This window comes from Phenylobacterium sp. GW823-FHT02A09 (genome assembly GCF_058797775.1).
In genome coordinates, this window is the sequence record NZ_JBXAJZ010000002.1 from 999479 (window position 1) to 1016354 (window position 16876).

The following is a 16876-nucleotide window of genomic DNA, read 5'->3' on the forward strand; positions in this document are numbered from 1 at the left end:
CGCGCGGGAGGGGGGGAGGATCCGCGCGGGCTCGCATTGGGGTGGTGCTCAATGAAGAAGCGTCGGCTGACCGAAGCCCACGATCCAGGGGGGCTGGGGGGGCTGTTCAGGATCCGGGACCAGCAGGTCTCCGATCAACCGACGATGTCACTATCGGAGGCGGATCAGGCGCGCGAACGACCGAAATAAGGTCTTTCCGTGGCGCAAGATTACCGTTGTTTTAGATTGGCGAGCGGCGTGTCGGCCGCGCAACGGACCGCCGTTCACTGAGCATTTGTCGGCGGCTGGAAATTGGGGCACGCTCTACGGCGATGGCGCTTGATCCGCAACAGCAGCCTCGGACCGTCCAGGTCTTCTTCGAGCGACGCGAGCTCGACCGCCTTCTTGCCCTCTATGGACGCATGGTCGCCGCCGGTGAATGGCGCGACTATGGAATCGGGGCTCTGGCCGACGCCTGCGTGTTCTCGGTGTTCCGGCGCGCCTCGGAAGCCCCGCTCTACCGTATCGAGAAGCGGCCGGCCCTGGCCCGCCGCCAGGGGGCCTGGGCCGTCATCGGCCAGGGCGGCATGATCCTGCGCCGCGGCCACGAGCTGGAGCAGGTGCTGCGGTTCTTCGACAAGGGCCGCTTCAAGGTCGTGGACTAGCCAAACAAAAACCCCGGCGGTTTCCCGCCGGGGCCCGAAGTCGTGGTTCGCTGTCAGCGCTTAGCGGCGGTCGCCGAAGATGCTGAGCAGGAATTGGAACAGGTTGATGAAGTTCAGGTACAGGCTCAGCGCGCCGTAGTTGGTGGCCACGGCCTGGGCCGTCTGGTCGCCGCCCATTTCGTAGTAGCTCATCTTCAGGCGCTGGGTGTCGTAGGCGATCAGGCCCGCAAAGATCAGCACGCCGGCGACGCTGATGATGAAGGCCATCATGCCGTTCGCCAGGAACATGTTGACGATGCTGGCGACCACCAGGCCGATCAGGCCGATGATCAGGAAGCTCCCGAGACCGGTCAGGTCCTTCTTCGTCGTGTAGCCGAACAGCGACAGGCCGCCGAACGCAGCCGCCGTGATCAGGAACGTCGAGAAGATCGAGGCGCCCGTATAGACGAAGGTCAGGACGCCCAGGCCCGCGCCGATCAGGCCGACGATGGTCCAGTAATAGATGCCCGACGAGCGCGGCGTGACGTTCTTCATGGCGAAGGCGCCGAAGAGGATCACGGCCAGCGGCGCGAAGGCCACGATCATGCCGAGCAGGGTGTAACCGACCTTGCCCGACGGCGAGACGCTGAACATCAGGTCGCGCACCGGCGGGAATGAGCCGGTCACGAACGCCAGAGCGGCGGAGAGCAGGAGACCCAGCGCTACCTTGTTGTAGACGCCGAGCATGAAGCTGCGCAGACCCGCGTCCACCGACATGTCGGCGCGATCTGCGGGGATCGAGCGCGCGTAGCCGCGGTTATAGTCGCTCATAGGGATGTTGGCCCTTCTAGGAAGCGCCCCTAGCGGACGCCGCTCAAATATCGTGGTCCAATGGCGTCCATGCAAGGCTGGGTCGATTACGATTGCGTCAGAACGTCAGCACCTTAGGTAGGTATCCATGATCCGCCTGTTCGCCGCACTCGCCATTCCCGAGGACATCGCGCAGGACCTGGTCGTCCGTCAGGACCGTTTGCCGGGCGCGCGCTGGCGGCCGGCCGAGGCGCTCCACATCACCCTGCGGTTCGTCGGCGACGTGCCCGAGAACGTGGCCGCCGACCTTGATGCAGAGCTTACCACCGTGGGTGGCGGGCCGCTTGAATTGTCCCTTCAAGGCGTGGGCGCGTTCGGCGAGGGCGCGGATATTCACGCGGTCTGGGCCGGGGTCGAGGAGAGCGAGGCCCTGCGCCACCTGGCCAGGTCCTGCGAGGTCGCCGCCCGCCGGGCCGGCCTCAAGCCCGACACCCGCACCTACAAGCCGCACGTCACCCTGGCCTATCTGCGCCGGCCCAATCCGGCCGACGTCGCCAAGTGGATTCAGGAGAACAACCTGCTCCGCACCGAGCCCTTCCGGGTGACCAGCTTCGGCCTCTACTCCAGCTGGCAGTCGGATCAGGGCTCCTGGTACCGGGCCGAACGCGAGTACCCGCTCTACTGACCTAGGCCTCGACGGCGTGGTCCTTGAGCACGCCCAGCGTCACGATGGCCAGGGTTTCCTCGTGGGTCGCCTCCAGCACCACCTGCGGCGCGGCCCCGGCGTCCAGCGCCTCCTTCCAGCGCGGCGCGCACAGGCACCAGCGGTCGCCCGGCTTCAACCCCGCGAAGCCGTACTCCGGCATCGGCGTCGACAGGTCGTTGCCGACCATCTTCGAATAGGCGAGGAACTCGGCGGTCATCACCGCGCAGACCGTGTGCAGGCCCAGGTCGTGCGGCCCGGTCTCGCAGCAGCCGTTGCGGAAGAACCCGGTCACGGGATCGAGCGAGCAGGCGAGCAGTTCGCCCCCCAACACGTTTCTGGCGCCGGCGTCGTAGCGGGTGGTCATGGCGCCATCCTAACCCTTATGACTGGGCCTTCGCCATCCCGCCTGGAGCCCGCCGACCTTGAACGTCGCCCGCCCGCGCCGCAGCGCCCTCTACATGCCCGCCGCCAACGCCCGGGCGATCGAAAAGGCCCGTGAGCTGCCGTGCGACGTGGTGATCCTCGACCTCGAGGACGCGGTCGCGCCGGACGCCAAGGAGGTCGCCCGCGAGCGGGCGGTCGCCGCGGTCCGCGCGGGCGGCTTCGGCCGCCGCGAGGTGGTGATCCGCGTCAACGGCCTGGACACGCCCTGGGGGCTTGAGGACCTGGCCGCCGCCATCGACGCGCGGCCGGACGCGATCCTGGTCCCCAAGGTGTCGAGCGCCCACGACGTGCGGGCCTATGGCGCGGCCGAGGCCCGCGGGGTGCCGCTGTGGGCCATGGTGGAGACCTGCGCCTCGCTGTTCGCCCTCGACGATATCGCCGGAGCCGAGGGGCTCGCCGCCCTGGTGGTCGGGACCAACGACCTGGCCAAGGAGATGCGCTGCCGGCTGACCGTCGGCCGCGCCGCGCTGACCGGTCCGCTGTCGCTGATCGTCGCCGCCGGCCGCGCCCACGGCTTGGCGGTGCTGGACGGCGTGTTCAACGAGATCGAGGACGACGCCGGCCTGGCCGCGCAGTGCGAGCAGGGGCTGGAGTTCGGCTTCGACGGCAAGACCCTGATCCACCCGCGCCAGGTCGAAGCGGCGAACGCCGCCTTCAGTCCGTCGGCGGAGGAGGTCGCGTGGTCGCGGGTGGTGGTCGCAGCCTTCGATTCGCCGGAAAACGCCGTTAAGGGTGTTCTTAAAGTCGAGGGGCGCATGGTGGAGCGGTTGCACTTGGCCCAGGCGCGGCGGGTGATCGCCGTGGCCGAGGCCATCGCCGCGGCGTGAGGCGTGATTTGAACCAATTTCTGAGGTCTGCGATCGGGCTTCTGGCCCTGGCTGCGGCGTCCGCGGCCCAGGCGCAGGACGTCGTCGATCCGATCGGCTCCATTCTCGATCAGGTCGACGAGGAGACCGCCGAGACCCTCGGCGCGCCGCCGCCTGCCCCGACCGCGCCGACTCCGGCCCCGGCCTACGTCCCGCCGCCCGCGCCGCCGCCGGCCGAGCGCCCCGCCGTGGTCAGCCTGCCGCCGGCCTACACGCCGCCTCCGCCGCCGGCTCCGCGCCGGCCGTTGCTGGGCCGCGCGGTCACTATCGACGAGTACGACAAGACGCCGGAGGGGCCGCTGAACGCGGTCGAGCGCAGCTATGAGAGCCGGTTGCGATCGTCCTTCGCTTCGGCCCAGGGCATGCAGGGGCCGATGGACGGCGCCTGGGTGCTGCGCGCGCGCTCGGGCGAAACGCTCTATTCGTTCCTGCTGGTCGACAAGGGCGGCGGAACCCTGGAAGGCGCCTGGCGCGATCCGCGTCGGCGCGGCACGCCTGAGGCGTCCGGTTTCCTGGTCGCCATCCAGCGCGTCGGCGCCCAGGTGACCGCCAGCTTCTATCCGCGGCCGGGCGGCGGGATCGCCACCCTGATGCTCAATCCGGGGACCGGCGGCGAGTGGTCGGGCGACCTGCTGGAAGGCCGCGACAGCACCGCTGTCACCCTGCGCCGCAACTAGGCGAGACCCAGCGCCGCCTTGGCCGCGGCGCTCGCCTTCGCCAGGTCGTCGTGGCCGTAGGGCTCGGCCGGGCTGTGGCCCCAGACCGGGCCGGGCCAGGCCGGATCGCCGGCCCGGCGGCCGATCACGTGCACGTGCAGCTGCGGGGTGACATTGCCCAGCGCGCCGACGTTCAGCTTGTCGACCATGAAGCCCAGCGCCCGCACGGCGCGGCCGGCGGCGAGGATCTCGTCGGTCAGGGTCGCAAGGTCCTCGCGGGCCAGGTCCTCCAGCTCGCGCAGGCCCGTGCGGCGGGGGATCAGCACGATCCAGGGATAGCGGCCGTCGTCCTGCAGTCGCGCATGGCTGAGGGCGAGGTCGCCGAGGGCGTGGGAGGTGGCCACGAAGGCCGGATCGATCTCGAACATGACCTTGGCTTGGTAGCCCCGGAGGCGCGGGGAGTCACTTGCGCTTGCCGCAAAGCCCTTGCGGGTCTAGAGCGCGTGCGAATTTCGCACTGCAAACACGGGACAGTTCCATGACCACGAAGAAGCCGATCCGCGTCGCTGTCACCGGCGCCGCCGGCAATATCGGTTACGCCCTCCTTTTCCGCATCGCCTCGGGCGAGATGCTGGGCAAGGACCAGCCGGTCATCCTGCAACTGCTCGAAATCCCGACCGAGGGCGCGCAGAAGGCCCTGAAGGGCGTGGCCATGGAACTGGAAGACTGCGCGTTCCCGCTGCTGGCCGACATGGTCCTGACCGACGACGCCAACGTCGCCTTCAAGGACGCCAACTGGAACCTGCTGGTCGGCTCCAAGCCGCGCGGTCCGGGCATGGAGCGCGCCGACCTGCTGAAGGACAACGGCAAGATCTTCATCGCCCAGGGCAAGGCCATCGACGCTGTCGCTGCTGACGACGCCCGCGTCGCCGTGGTCGGCAACCCCTGCAACACCAACGTCATGATCGCCGCGGCCCAGGCCAAGCGCCTGACCGCCGACCGCTTCACCGCCATGGTGCGCCTCGACGAGAACCGCGGCCGCGCCCAGCTGGCTAAGAAGGCCGGCGTGTCGATCAACGACGTCAGCGACCTGTACATCTACGGCAACCACTCGCCGACCATGTTCGCCGACTTCACCCACGCCAAGATCGGCGGCAAGCCCGCCGCCGAGGTCATCGGCGACGAAGCCTGGCTGAAGAACGACTACCTGCCGGCCGTCGGCAAGCGCGGCGCGGCGATCATCGAGGCCCGCGGCCTGTCCTCGGCCGCCTCGGCCGCCAACGCCCTGATCGACCACGTCCGCGACCTGACCACGGTCGGCGCGGTGCACTCGGTCGCCGTCAACAGCGAAGGCCGCTACGGCTTCGCCGAAGGCGTCTGGGCCGGCATGCCGGTGAAGACCACCGCCACCGGCTACGACGTGATCACGTCCTACGAAATGGACGACTTCGCCAAGTCGAAGATCGCCCTGACCAATGAAGAGCTGGTCGGCGAGCGCGACACCGTGAAGGACCTCCTGGCCTAAGCCAGACGTCGGGATCCATCGAAGGGCCGGCCCGCATAGCGGCGCCGGCCCTTTTTCGTGCGCGCTATCTGCCGCTTAGGCGGGCGCGTCCGGCGGCGATCGCTTCAAGCTCGCCGATGCGGCGGTCGTAGGCGGCGGCGACGGCGCGCGGCGAGCGCAGCGCCGCCTCCTCGCGATAGGCCAGCCAGTCGTCCTGGTCCTCGCGCAGCGCCTCGACCGGCGCGCCCGAGCGTTCGGCGCGGCGATAGGCGCGGGCCATGTGGCGGTCGGCGGCCGCGAGCACCGCGTCGGTGCAGACCATCTCCTCGGCCAGCGAGCCGGCGTTGCGGCAGTCGAAGCTCGGTCGCTCGCCCCAGGTCGGGTCCTGGGCCGTGGGCGCCTCCGGGGCCCAGGCGGCCTGCGGCGCGCGCGGCGGCGCAGGCGCGGGGCGCGGGATCGGGGCTGGCGGCGGTTCGGGCGGCAGCGGCGCCAGGCCCGGCGGCGGCTCTGTCATGTCCGGCGGCAGGGTCTCCAGCGGCGGCGCGGGCGGCGGCGGAACCGCCGGCGGCAGCTCGGCCATGGCGATGTCCAGCTGGCCCTCGGGCGTCGCCGCCGGCGCGGCCGGCTGCATCGGCGCGCGGGCCGCCAGGTCGGTGATCAGCTGCGGGCGCGCGGCGAGGCCAAGACCGATCCCCAGCACGGCGGCCAGCGCCACCCCGGCCAGCAGCGCCTTGCCGCCGATCCGCCGGCGCGGCGGAGGCGGCGGGTCGCGCGGCTCCAGGGTCAGGGGCTGTTCGCCGTCGAAGGTCATGACCCCAGCCTAGCGCCCGGGGCTGAACGCCGGCTGAACCGCTGGCGCGGCGGTCCGAACCGGTGGAAAATCGCCGCCATGAGCCTCGGACCCACTCTCGAAACCGCCCGCCTGATCCTGCGCCCGACCTCCGGCGAGGACTTCGAACCCTGGGCCGCCTTCTCGGCCGACGAGGAGGCTTCGCGTTTCCTCGGCGGCCCCCAGCCGCGCGAGACGGCCTGGCGCATGATGTGCACCATGGCCGGGTCCTGGGTGGTGCGCGGGTTCGGCATGTTCTCGGTGATCGAGAAGGAGAGCGGCCGCTGGGTCGGCCGGCTCGGCCCCTGGCAGCCCGAGGGCTGGCCCGGCACCGAGGTCGGCTGGGGCGTGGCGCGCGAATTCTGGGGCAAGGGCTATGCGCCCGAAGGCGCGACGGCGGCGATCGACTGGGCCTTCGACCATCTGGGCTGGACCGAGGTCATCCACTGCATCGATCCGGGCAACGTCAATTCCCAGGGCGTGGCGCGGAAGCTCGGCTCCTCGATCCTGCGCCATGCGATGCTGCCGCCGCCGCTCAGCGAGAGCGTCGATGTCTGGGGACAGACCCGCGAGCAGTGGCGCGCGCGGCTGTCCTAGTCCTTTGGTTCAGTCATCCATGCCCTGAGGTTATGGGTCAGATCCAGCCGCGCTCGCGCAATTGCCGGGCGTAGGTGCGGCTGACCGGGACTTCGGACCCGTCCTTCAGCGTCAGGGTGGCGCGCCCGTCGCCGCGGCGAGCCTCGGCGATCGCGCCGCGCGCGACCCACCACGAGCGGTGCACCTGCGCGCCCTCGATCCCCTCCAGCTCGGCCACGGCGTCGCTCAGCCGCATCAGGATCAGGTCCTGGCCCTGCGAGGTGTGCAGCCGCAGGTAATGGTCCTCGGACTCCACCGCCCAGACCTCGGCGTCGCGCAGTTTGAGCGGCAGCCGCTCGAGGAAGCGCGGCGGCGCAGGGGAGGGCGGGCTTTCGACGGCGGCCTGCCGGCGGCCCGCCAGCACGTTGACCGCGGTGATCGCCAGCGTGACCAGGGCGACGCTCACAAAGAGCGAGACGAGCGCCCGGGCCGGGATCGGCGAATGCAGCAGATAGGTGTTCACCAGCCAGACCAGACCGGTCAGCGGCCCGGCGATCACCAGCGCGTAGAGAACCGTGCGCAGCCACGGGTTCGTGTTCGCGTCGCGGGCCGGGAACGCGAAGTGCGTGACCAGTCCGCCCCATACCGTCCCGACGCTCAAGGTTCCGGCCCAGTAGGCCAATCGTTCGACGAGGCTGAGCTGGCCCATGCCGAAGGCGCCCGAGACCGCCAGGAACACCGCCGCGGCCGCGGCGATGGCGAAGCCGCGCCGCCATCCGGCGACCCCGCCCATGGGGCCGTATTCGAACCACTTCGCCTTCACTGAGCGCATGCGAAGGAGAAAACACGATTGGGTCCGATGAGGAAGCGCGGCGCTGGCGCGTCCTTATGGTCGAGCGATTGTTGTGATTGGTCTTTCTTCGATGACGCAGGCGTCAGGATTGTATACAGTAGTCGAAAATACGCGGTTTTGTTGGGGGCTCGCGGTTGCCACATTGAGCGGTGGCGCCTATAACCCCGGCCGTCCGCCGAGCCCGGCGGGTTTCCCGATCACGCGTTACGCGGCCTCATGAACATCCACGAGCATCAAGCCAAGTCCGTCCTCTCCGAGTTCGGCGTGGCGGTCCCGCGCGGCTATGCCGCCTTCTCCGTCGACGAAGCGGTCAAGGCCGCCCAGGACCTCGGTGGTCCGGTCTTCGTCGTGAAGTCCCAGATCCACGCCGGCGGCCGCGGCAAGGGCCGCTTCGAAGGCCTCGGTCCCGACTCCAAGGGCGGCGTCCGCGTCGTCAAGTCGGTCGACGAGGTCAAGGCCAACGCTGAGGAAATGCTCGGCCGCGTGCTGGTGACCCACCAGACCGGCCCCAAGGGCAAGCAGGTGAACCGCCTCTACATCGAGGAAGGCGCTGCGATCGCCAAGGAATTCTACCTGTCGCTGCTGGTCGACCGCGAAACGAGCCGCGTCTCGGTCGTGGCGTCGACCGAAGGCGGCATGGACATCGAGGAGGTCGCCCACTCGACCCCCGAGAAGATCGTCACCTTCTCCATCGACCCGGCCACCGGCGTCTTCCCGCACCACGCCCGCGCGCTGTCCAAGGCGCTGGGCCTGACGGGCGGCCTGGCCAAGGAAGCGGCCACGCTCCTCTCGCAGCTCTACACGGCGTTCCTCGCCAAGGACATGAGCATGCTGGAGATCAACCCGCTGATCGTGACCGGCGACGACCACCTGCGCGTCCTCGACGCCAAGGTCAGCTTCGACTCCAACGCGCTGTTCCGTCACCCGGACATCGTCGCCCTGCGCGACGAGAGCGAAGAGGATCCGAAGGAGATCGAGGCCTCGAAGTTCGACCTCAGCTACATCGCCCTCGACGGCGAAATCGGCTGCATGGTCAACGGCGCGGGCCTGGCCATGGCCACCATGGACATCATCAAGCTCTACGGCGCCGAGCCGGCGAACTTCCTGGATGTCGGCGGCGGCGCGGACGAGCCCAAGGTGACGGCGGCCTTCAAGATCATCATGGCCGACCCGAACGTGAAGGGCATCCTGGTCAACATCTTCGGCGGCATCGCCCGCTGCGACATCCTCGCCAACGGCGTGGTCAACGCGGTGAAGCAGGTCGGCCTGAACGTCCCGCTGGTGGTGCGCCTCGAAGGCACCAACGCCGAGCTGGGCAAGAAGATCATCAACGAAAGCGGTCTGAACGTGATCGCGGCGAACGACCTTTCGGACGGCGCTGAGAAGATTGTCAAAGCCGTGCGGGAGGCGAACTGATGTCCATCCTCATCGGTAAAGAGACGCGCGTCATCTGCCAGGGCATCACCGGCGCCCAGGGCACCTTCCACTCCGAGCAGGCCATCGCCTACGGCACCAAGATGGTCGGCGGCGTGACCCCCGGCAAAGGCGGCCAGACGCACATCGGCCTGCCGGTGTTCGACACCGTCGCCGAGGCGGTCAAGCAGACCGGCGCCGACGCCAGCGCGATCTACGTCCCGCCGCCCTTCGCGGCCGACTCGATCCTGGAAGCCATCGACGCCGAAGTCCCGCTGATCATCTGCATCACCGAGGGCATCCCGGTGACCGACATGATCAAGGTCAAGAAGGCCCTGGCCGGCTCGAAGTCGCGCCTGATCGGCCCGAACTGCCCGGGCGTGCTGACGCCGGACGCCTGCAAGATCGGCATCATGCCGGGCAACATCTTCAAGAAGGGCTCGGTCGGCGTGGTTTCGCGCTCCGGCACCCTGACCTACGAAGCCGTGTTCCAGACCACCAACGTCGGCCTCGGCCAATCGACGGCGGTCGGCATCGGCGGCGACCCGGTCAAGGGCACCGAGTTCATCGACATGCTCGACCTGTTCCTCAAGGACCCCGAAACCGAGTCGATCATCATGATCGGCGAAATCGGCGGTTCGGCTGAAGAAGACGCGGCCGAGTTCATCAAAAATTCGCCCATCAAGAAGCCTATGGTCGGCTTCATCGCGGGCCGTACGGCGCCTCCGGGCCGCCGCATGGGTCACGCCGGCGCGATCATCTCCGGCGGCAAGGGCGGTGCGGAAGACAAGATCGCAGCGATGGAGGCCGCGGGCATCCGCGTCTCGCCGTCGCCGGCGGCTCTGGGCGAAACACTTCTTCAGGTGCTGAAAGGCGCCTGACGGCGAGCCGGGCGCCTGGAAGGCGCCCGGCGACAACCTAAGTAGTATGGGCGGTCCGCGCTCGGCTCCTTCTTCCTGAAGTCCGCGCGACGGACCCCGGGAAACGGACGAAATGGCGGACGACGGCAGTCTGATCAACGAGGTGCTCGCGGAGACCTCTTTCCTCTACGGCGGCAACGCCGCATTCGTGGAGGACCTCTACGCGAAATGGGCGGCGAACCCCGCCTCGGTCGACGCCTCCTGGCAGGCCTTCTTCTCGTCGCTGAACGATCGCGCCGAAGAGGTTAAGGCCGCCGCCGGCAAGCGCTCCTGGACCAAGCCGGGCGCGCCTGCGGCCCGTCCCGACTGGCTCTCGGCCATCGACGGCCTCTGGCCGGCGGTCGAGGCGAAGGTCGGCGCCAAGGTCGCCGAGCGCGCCGCGCCCAGCGCCTCGCCGGAATCGGTCCGCGCCGCGACCCTCGACTCCCTGCGTGCGATCATGATGATCCGCGCCTACCGGATGCGCGGCCACCTGCGCGCCAACCTCGACCCGCTGGGCATCACGGTGCCGGACGGCGACGCCTCCGAGCTCGACCCGGCGACCTACGGCTTCACCGAGGCCGACTTCGACCGTCCGATCTTCCTCGACTTCGTGCTCGGCCTCGAGACCGGCACGATCCGCGAGATCCTGGCGATCCTCAAGCGCACCTACTGCGGCGACATCGGCGTCCAGTACATGCACATCTCCGACCCGGCCCAGAAGGCCTGGCTGCAGGAGCGCATCGAAGGCCGCGACAAGGAGATCCAGTTCACCAAGGAGGGCAAGGTCGCCATCCTCAAGAAGCTGATCGAGGCCGAAGGCTTCGAACGCTTCCTGCACAAGCGCTATCCCGGCACCAAGCGGTTCGGCCTGGACGGCGGCGAAGCCATGGTCCCGGCCATGGAGCAGATCATCAAGCGCGGCGGCGCGCTGGGCGTGCGCGACATCGTCCTGGGCATGCCCCACCGCGGCCGTCTGAACGTGCTGGCCGCCGTCATGGCCAAGCCGTACCACGTGATCTTCCACGAGTTCCAAGGCGGCTCGTCGGTGCCCTCGGACATCGAGGGTTCGGGCGACGTGAAGTACCACATGGGCGCCTCGTCGGACCGCGCGTTCGACGGCAACAACGTCCACCTGTCGCTGACCGCCAACCCTTCGCACCTGGAGATCGTCAACCCGGTCGTCCTGGGCAAGGCGCGCGCCAAGCAGGCCTTCACCCTGCGTGATGCGCCCGAGAGCGGCCGCGGCCACGTGCTGCCGCTGCTGCTGCACGGCGATGCGGCCTTCGCCGGCCAGGGCGTGGTGGCCGAGTGCTTCGCGATTTCGGGCACCAAGGGCTACCGCACCGGCGGCACCATCCACTTCATCGTCAACAACCAGATCGGGTTCACGACGGCGCCGCAGTACAGCCGCTCCTCGCCCTATCCGTCGGACGTGGCGCTGATGGTCGAGGCGCCGATCTTCCACGTGAACGGCGACGATCCCGAAGCCGTGACCTACGTGGCCAAGGTCGCCACCGAGTTCCGCCAGCAGTTCGGCAAGGACGTCGTCATCGACATGTTCTGCTACCGGCGGTTCGGTCACAACGAGGGCGACGACCCGACGATGACCTCGCCCTTGATGTACGCCAAGATCAAGGACCACCCGCCGACCCGCGAGCTCTACGCCCGCAAGCTGGTCGCCGAGGGCGTGGCCACCCAGGACGAGGTGACCGGCTGGGTGACCGAGTTCGAAGACTTCCTCGACAAGGAATTCGAGGCGGGCAAGACCTACAAGGCCAACAAGGCCGACTGGCTCGACGGCAAGTGGGCCGGCCTGGCGCTGCCGGAAGGCGACGACCGCCGCGGCGACACCAGCGTGCCGATGCAGAAGCTGGTCGATCTCGGCCAGAAGATCACCGCGATCCCCGAGCGCCTGGACGTCCACAAGACCGTCCGCCGCGCCATCGAGAACCGCCGCGCGGCCATCGAGTCGGGCGAAGGCCTCGACTGGGCGACCGGCGAGCACCTGGCCTTCGCCAGCCTGCTCGACGAGGGCTTCCCGGTCCGCCTCGCCGGCCAGGACAGCGTGCGCGGGACCTTCGTGCAGCGTCACACCGACCTGATCGACCAGAAGACCGAGGAGCACTACACCCCGCTGTCGCACCTGCGTCCGGGCCAGGCTCACTTCGAGGTCATCGACTCGGCGCTGTCGGAAGAGGCGGTGCTGGGCTTCGAGTACGGCTTCTCGCTGGCCGACCCGAAGACGCTGACCCTGTGGGAGGCCCAGTTCGGCGACTTCGCCAACGGCGCCCAGGTGGTCATCGACCAGTTCATCTCGTCGGGCGAGCGCAAGTGGCTGCGGATGAGCGGCCTGGTGATGCTGCTGCCGCACGGCTACGAAGGCCAGGGCCCCGAGCACTCCTCGGCGCGCCTCGAGCGCTTCCTGCAGCTCTGCGCGGAAGACAACATGCAGGTGGTCAACTGCTCGACCCCGGCCAACTACTTCCACGCCCTGCGCCGTCAGCAGCGCCGCGAGTTCCGCAAGCCGCTGATCGTCATGACGCCGAAGTCGCTGCTGCGGCACAAGAAGGCGACCTCGACGATGGCCGATCTGGCCGAGGGCTCGTCGTTCCACCGCGTGCTGAACGACGACGCCGAGCGCGGCGTCAACACGTCGGTGAAGCTGGTCGAGCCGGACAAGATCCGCCGCGTCGTGCTGTGCTCGGGCAAGGTCTATTACGACCTGCTCGACGCCCGCGAGGAGAAGGGTGTCGACGACGTCTACATCATGCGCCTCGAGCAGTTCTATCCGTGGCCGGTGAAGTCGCTGTCGACCGAGCTGTCGCGCTTCCCGAACGCTGAGCTGGTCTGGTGTCAGGAAGAGCCGAAGAACATGGGCGGCTGGACTTTCGTCGACCCGTGGCTGGAGCTCACCCTCGAGCGCCTCAAGGTCAAGGCCAAGCGCGCCCGCTATGTCGGTCGTCCGGCGTCCGCCTCGACCGCCGCGGGCCTGATGAGCCGCCACATGCGCGAACTGCAGAACTTCCTCGCGGACGCCTTCGCTTAAGGCGTCCCGGGACTTCCAAGTAAAAGAACAGAGCGAAGAGAGAGACAGGTACTTCCAATGGCCGACATCATGACCCCCGCCCTGGGCGAGTCCGTCACCGAGGCGACGGTCGCGCGCTGGACGAAGAAGGCGGGCGACGCCGTTCGGAAGGACGAGATCCTGGTCGAACTCGAAACCGACAAGGTGAGCCTCGAGGTCGCCGCCCCCGCGGACGGCGTGCTCGAGTTCATCGCCGCCGAAGAAGGCGCGACCGTCGAGCCGGGCGCTGTGCTCGGCCGCCTGGCCGAAGGCGCCGTGGCTGCGGCCCCGGCCGCCGCCGCGGCTCCGAAGGCCGAAGCGCCGAAGCCGGCTCCGGCTCCGGCCGCCGCTCCGGCCCCTGCGCCGGCCGCGGCTCCCGCCGCCGCCGCGCCGTTGGCCCCCTCGGCCCAGCGGATCGTCGCCGAGAACAACCTCGACGCCGGCGCGATCGCCGGGTCGGGCAAGGCCGGCCGCGTGACCAAGGGCGACGCCCTGGCCGCTCTGGAGGCCCGCGCCAACGCTCCGGCGGCGCCCGCCGCCCCGGCCGCGCCGCGTGAGATCCACGAGCGTGAAGAGCGGGTCCGCATGACCCGCCTGCGCCAGACCATCGCCCGCCGCCTGAAGGAAGCCCAGAACGCCGCGGCGATGCTGACGACCTTCAACGAGGTCGACATGAGCGCGGTCATGGCCCTGCGCAACCAGTACAAGGACGGCTTCGAGAAGAGCCACGGCGTGAAGCTCGGCTTCATGAGCTTCTTCGTGAAGGCGGTGATCCACGGCCTGAAGCACGTGCCGGACGTCAACGCCGAGATCGACGGCACCGACGTCATCTACAAGAACCACTATGACATCGGCGTCGCCGTCGGCACCGAAAAGGGCCTGGTGGTTCCGGTGCTGCGCGACGCCGACGCGCTGTCGCTGTCGGGCATCGAAAAGGGCATCGGCGCCCTCGGCAAGAAGGCCCGCGACGGTCAGCTGGCCCTCGAAGACCTGCAAGGCGGTACGTTCACGATCTCGAACGGCGGCGTCTACGGCTCGCTGATGTCGACCCCGATCCTCAACGCCCCGCAGTCGGGCATCCTGGGCATGCACAAGATCCAGGAACGCCCGATGGCCGTGAACGGCCAGGTGGTGATCCGTCCGATGATGTACCTGGCGCTCAGCTACGATCACCGCATCGTCGATGGTCAGGGCGCGGTGACCTTCCTGGTGAAGGTCAAGGAAGCCATCGAAGACCCGCAGCGTCTGCTGCTGGACGTCTAAATCACGCCGTCACCGGCGAACGCATTTCATGGCGGCGGGGCTTCACGCCTCGCCGTTTTGCTAAGGACTGAAGAGCAATGGCTCAATACGACGTCATCATCATCGGCGGCGGCCCCGGCGGCTACAACGCCGGCATCCGCGCGGGCCAGCTGGGCCTGAAGGTCGCCGTGGTGGAGAAGCGCACGACGCTCGGCGGCACCTGCCTCAATGTCGGCTGCATGCCGTCCAAGGCCCTGCTGCACGCCTCGGAGCTCTACGAGGCCGCCGGCGGCGAGTTCGCCACCCTCGGCATCGAGGTGAAGCCCAAGCTGAACCTCGTGCAGATGATGAAGCAGAAGGCCGACTCGGTGACCGCCCTGACCAAGGGCATCGAGTTCCTGTTCAAGAAGAACAAGGTCGAGTGGATCAAGGGCGCCGGCAAGATCGCCGGCCCCGGCAAGGTCGAAGTCACCGCCGAGGACGGCTCGGTCTCGACCCTGGAAGCCAAGAACATCGTCATCGCCACCGGCTCGGAACCGACCCCGCTGCCGGGCGTGACCATCGACCAGGAACGCATCGTCGACTCCACCGGCGCCCTGTCGCTGCCGGAAGTGCCCAAGAGCCTGATCGTCATCGGCGCCGGCATCATCGGCCTGGAGCTGGGCTCGGTTTGGCGCCGCCTGGGCTCCAAGGTCACCGTCGTCGAATTCCTCGACCGCATCACCCCGGGCATGGACGCCGAGACCGCCAAGACCTTCCAGCGCTCGCTGACCAAGCAGGGCGTCGAGTTCAAGCTGGGCGCCAAGGTCACCGCCGCGACCGCGTCGAAGAAGGGCGTCTCGCTCACCGTCGAGCCGGTGGCCGGCGGCGCGGCCGAGACCCTCGAAGCCGAGTACGTGCTGGTCGCCATCGGCCGGCGTCCCTACACCGAGGGCTTGGGCCTGGAGAACGTCGGGATCACCCCGGACAAGCGCGGCTTCATCGAAACCGACCACTTCAAGACCTCGGCGCCGGGCGTCTGGGCGATCGGCGACGCCATCCATGGCCCGATGCTGGCCCACAAGGCCGAGGAAGACTCGGTCGCCTGCATCGAGATCATCGCCGGCAAGTACGGTCACGTGGACTACAACCTGGTCCCCAGCGTGGTCTACACCTACCCGGAAGTGGCTTGGGTCGGTCAGACCGAGGAGCAGCTGAAGGACGCGGGCGTCGCCTACAAGGTCGGCAAGTTCCCGTTCAGCGCCAACAGCCGCGCCAAGATCAACCACGAGACCGAAGGCTTCGCCAAGGTCCTGGCCGACGCCAAGACCGACGAGATCCTCGGCGTCCACATCGTCGGCCCGCAGGCCGGCGAGATGATCGGCGAGTACTGCGTGGCCATGGCTTTCAAGGCCGCCAGCGAGGACATCGCCCGCGTCTGCCATCCGCACCCGACCCGCTCGGAAGCCGGCCGTCAGGCCGCCATGGGCGTCGAAGGCTGGACGATGCAAGCCTGATGAACGTGAGGCGCGCGCAGGCCGACGAGATCGCGGCCTGCGCGGCGCTTTACGAGCGCGTCTTGCGCGAGACCTTCACCTGGACGCCGCCCGAGCAGCACCAGGCCGCCGACTTCCTGCGCCACGCCGAGCAGGAAGAGATCTACCTGGCGAAGGACGGCGAGCGCCTGCTGGGCGTCGCCGGTTTCCACCGGCCGAGCAACTTTCTGCATTCGCTCTACGTCGAGGCCCGCGGCGCCGGCGTCGGCAAGGCGCTGCTCGACCATGTCGCGGCGACCGCCGACGGGCCGCTGTCGCTCAAGTGCCAGTCGCCCAACTTGCGGGCCCAGGACTTCTATCTGCGCGAGGGCTTCCGCATCGTCGACGTCGGCCGCGACCCGGGCGCGGACTTCACTTGGCTGCGGATGAGCCGCTGAACCCGATTTAACTTCGGCCCGTCACGGTCGGGGCGTAGATTCTCCCAAACAGGAGGATCGACATGGCCGTTTCCCTGCTTCTGACCGCCCTGGCGGCGACCACGCTGACCGCGCCGCCCGCTCCAGCCTGCCCGAAGGAGGCGACCCTGCAGGTCGCCGATCCCGCCCGGCCCGCCGCCCTGCTGCGCCCGCAGGACCAGCGCGGGCCGAACGGCGCCCAGACCCTGGCCAGCCTGCCGCCGGCCGGCATGCACCTGACCGTCATGCGCTCAGTGGGCGGCTGCGCGGTCTCGACCCAGGTCCGCCAGGACGTCCACGGCGACGGCCGCTTCGCCAAGCCGCGGTAGGCGGCCTGCCCCCAACACCGCTCATCCCGGCGAAAGCCGCGACCCAAGCTGAGTCCCAGCTAGTCGCCAGTGGCCCGGTCGTGATCGGAGCGCCGCTTGGGCCCCGGCTTTCGCCGGGGTGAGCGGGGG

18 protein-coding genes are annotated in these 16876 nt (G+C 68.9%); 13 read left to right on the top strand and 5 right to left on the bottom strand.

Annotated elements, in window-relative coordinates; genetic code table 11:
- The first annotated feature begins 311 nt into the window (after positions 1 to 311).
- On the top strand, positions 312 to 644 hold the full coding sequence (locus tag AC1Q87_RS12160; protein WP_269627335.1) for a DUF2794 domain-containing protein: 333 nt from the start codon (positions 312 to 314) through the stop codon (positions 642 to 644).
- Positions 645 to 704: 60 nt separating this feature from the next.
- Here AC1Q87_RS12160 and AC1Q87_RS12165 read toward each other — a convergent pair whose 3' ends face one another.
- Positions 705 to 1454, bottom strand: coding sequence for a Bax inhibitor-1/YccA family protein (locus tag AC1Q87_RS12165; RefSeq protein ID WP_492609184.1), 750 nt, complete (start codon positions 1452 to 1454; stop codon positions 705 to 707).
- 127 nt (positions 1455 to 1581) lie between these two features.
- On the opposite strand from AC1Q87_RS12165, the gene thpR reads away from it, so the two are divergent.
- On the top strand, positions 1582 to 2118 hold the full coding sequence (gene thpR, locus AC1Q87_RS12170) for an RNA 2',3'-cyclic phosphodiesterase (RefSeq protein ID WP_492609185.1): 537 nt from the start codon (positions 1582 to 1584) through the stop codon (positions 2116 to 2118).
- Position 2119: 1 nt separating this feature from the next.
- Here the strand turns inward: thpR and AC1Q87_RS12175 are convergent, their stop codons facing one another.
- Entirely contained in the window at positions 2120 to 2503 is a 384-nt protein-coding gene (locus AC1Q87_RS12175; protein ID WP_267234350.1) for a DUF2237 family protein, read from the bottom strand.
- Positions 2504 to 2561: 58 nt separating this feature from the next.
- Here AC1Q87_RS12175 and AC1Q87_RS12180 point away from each other — a divergent pair, with 58 nt between their 5' ends.
- Both AC1Q87_RS12180 and AC1Q87_RS12185 read left to right on the top strand, forming a co-directional pair.
- Positions 2562 to 3410, top strand: a complete 849-nt coding sequence (locus tag AC1Q87_RS12180; protein ID WP_492609186.1) for an HpcH/HpaI aldolase/citrate lyase family protein — start codon at positions 2562 to 2564, stop codon at positions 3408 to 3410.
- Between the two features lie 8 nt (positions 3411 to 3418).
- Entirely contained in the window at positions 3419 to 4126 is a 708-nt protein-coding gene (locus AC1Q87_RS12185; RefSeq protein ID WP_492609187.1) for a hypothetical protein, read from the top strand.
- On the opposite strand, the gene AC1Q87_RS12190 is transcribed toward AC1Q87_RS12185, so the two are convergent.
- Positions 4123 to 4533 carry an HIT domain-containing protein gene (locus AC1Q87_RS12190; protein WP_492609188.1) on the bottom strand — a complete coding sequence of 137 codons (411 nt, stop codon included), beginning with the start codon at positions 4531 to 4533 and terminating at the stop codon, positions 4123 to 4125. The genes AC1Q87_RS12185 and AC1Q87_RS12190 overlap by 4 nt on opposite strands.
- 110 nt (positions 4534 to 4643) lie before the next feature.
- On the opposite strand from AC1Q87_RS12190, the gene AC1Q87_RS12195 reads away from it, so the two are divergent.
- Positions 4644 to 5630 (top strand): malate dehydrogenase, encoded by a 987-nt coding sequence (locus tag AC1Q87_RS12195; protein WP_492609189.1) that lies wholly within the window; start codon positions 4644 to 4646, stop codon positions 5628 to 5630.
- Positions 5631 to 5694: 64 nt separating this feature from the next.
- Here the strand turns inward: AC1Q87_RS12195 and AC1Q87_RS12200 are convergent, their stop codons facing one another.
- Positions 5695 to 6420: a lysozyme inhibitor LprI family protein gene (locus AC1Q87_RS12200; RefSeq protein WP_492609190.1), complete on the bottom strand. Its 726-nt coding sequence runs from the start codon at positions 6418 to 6420 to the stop codon at positions 5695 to 5697.
- A gap of 78 nt (positions 6421 to 6498) precedes the next feature.
- On the opposite strand from AC1Q87_RS12200, the gene AC1Q87_RS12205 reads away from it, so the two are divergent.
- The gene (locus AC1Q87_RS12205; protein ID WP_436059673.1) at positions 6499 to 7035 is read left to right on the top strand and encodes a GNAT family N-acetyltransferase; all 537 of its coding nucleotides are present in this window, start codon (positions 6499 to 6501) and stop codon (positions 7033 to 7035) included.
- Between the two features lie 37 nt (positions 7036 to 7072).
- On the opposite strand, the gene AC1Q87_RS12210 is transcribed toward AC1Q87_RS12205, so the two are convergent.
- Positions 7073 to 7846 carry a LytTR family DNA-binding domain-containing protein gene (locus AC1Q87_RS12210; RefSeq protein ID WP_492609191.1) on the bottom strand — a complete coding sequence of 258 codons (774 nt, stop codon included), beginning with the start codon at positions 7844 to 7846 and terminating at the stop codon, positions 7073 to 7075.
- Between the two features lie 237 nt (positions 7847 to 8083).
- On the opposite strand from AC1Q87_RS12210, the gene sucC reads away from it, so the two are divergent.
- The 7 genes from sucC to AC1Q87_RS12245 all read left to right on the top strand — a co-directional run bounded on the left by sucC (position 8084) and on the right by AC1Q87_RS12245 (position 16747).
- Positions 8084 to 9283 carry an ADP-forming succinate--CoA ligase subunit beta gene (gene sucC / locus AC1Q87_RS12215; protein WP_436059675.1) on the top strand — a complete coding sequence of 400 codons (1200 nt, stop codon included), beginning with the start codon at positions 8084 to 8086 and terminating at the stop codon, positions 9281 to 9283.
- Positions 9283 to 10161 carry a succinate--CoA ligase subunit alpha gene (sucD, locus tag AC1Q87_RS12220; RefSeq protein ID WP_183775121.1) on the top strand — a complete coding sequence of 293 codons (879 nt, stop codon included), beginning with the start codon at positions 9283 to 9285 and terminating at the stop codon, positions 10159 to 10161. The genes sucC and sucD overlap by 1 nt, the downstream gene beginning before the upstream one ends.
- A 112-nt stretch (positions 10162 to 10273) precedes the next feature.
- Positions 10274 to 13228, top strand: a complete 2955-nt coding sequence (locus AC1Q87_RS12225) for a 2-oxoglutarate dehydrogenase E1 component (protein ID WP_492609192.1) — start codon at positions 10274 to 10276, stop codon at positions 13226 to 13228.
- Positions 13229 to 13285: 57 nt separating this feature from the next.
- Positions 13286 to 14509, top strand: coding sequence for a 2-oxoglutarate dehydrogenase complex dihydrolipoyllysine-residue succinyltransferase (odhB, locus tag AC1Q87_RS12230; RefSeq protein WP_492609193.1), 1224 nt, complete (start codon positions 13286 to 13288; stop codon positions 14507 to 14509).
- 77 nt (positions 14510 to 14586) lie between these two features.
- Positions 14587 to 15984, top strand: a complete 1398-nt coding sequence (lpdA, locus tag AC1Q87_RS12235; RefSeq protein WP_492609194.1) for a dihydrolipoyl dehydrogenase — start codon at positions 14587 to 14589, stop codon at positions 15982 to 15984.
- Positions 15984 to 16400, top strand: a complete 417-nt coding sequence (locus tag AC1Q87_RS12240) for a GNAT family N-acetyltransferase (protein WP_492609195.1) — start codon at positions 15984 to 15986, stop codon at positions 16398 to 16400. Before lpdA ends, AC1Q87_RS12240 begins: the two co-directional genes overlap by 1 nt.
- 62 nt (positions 16401 to 16462) lie before the next feature.
- A complete protein-coding gene (locus AC1Q87_RS12245; RefSeq protein WP_492609196.1) occupies positions 16463 to 16747 on the top strand; it encodes a hypothetical protein in 285 nt (94 codons plus the stop codon).
- Positions 16748 to 16876 lie beyond the last annotated feature (129 nt).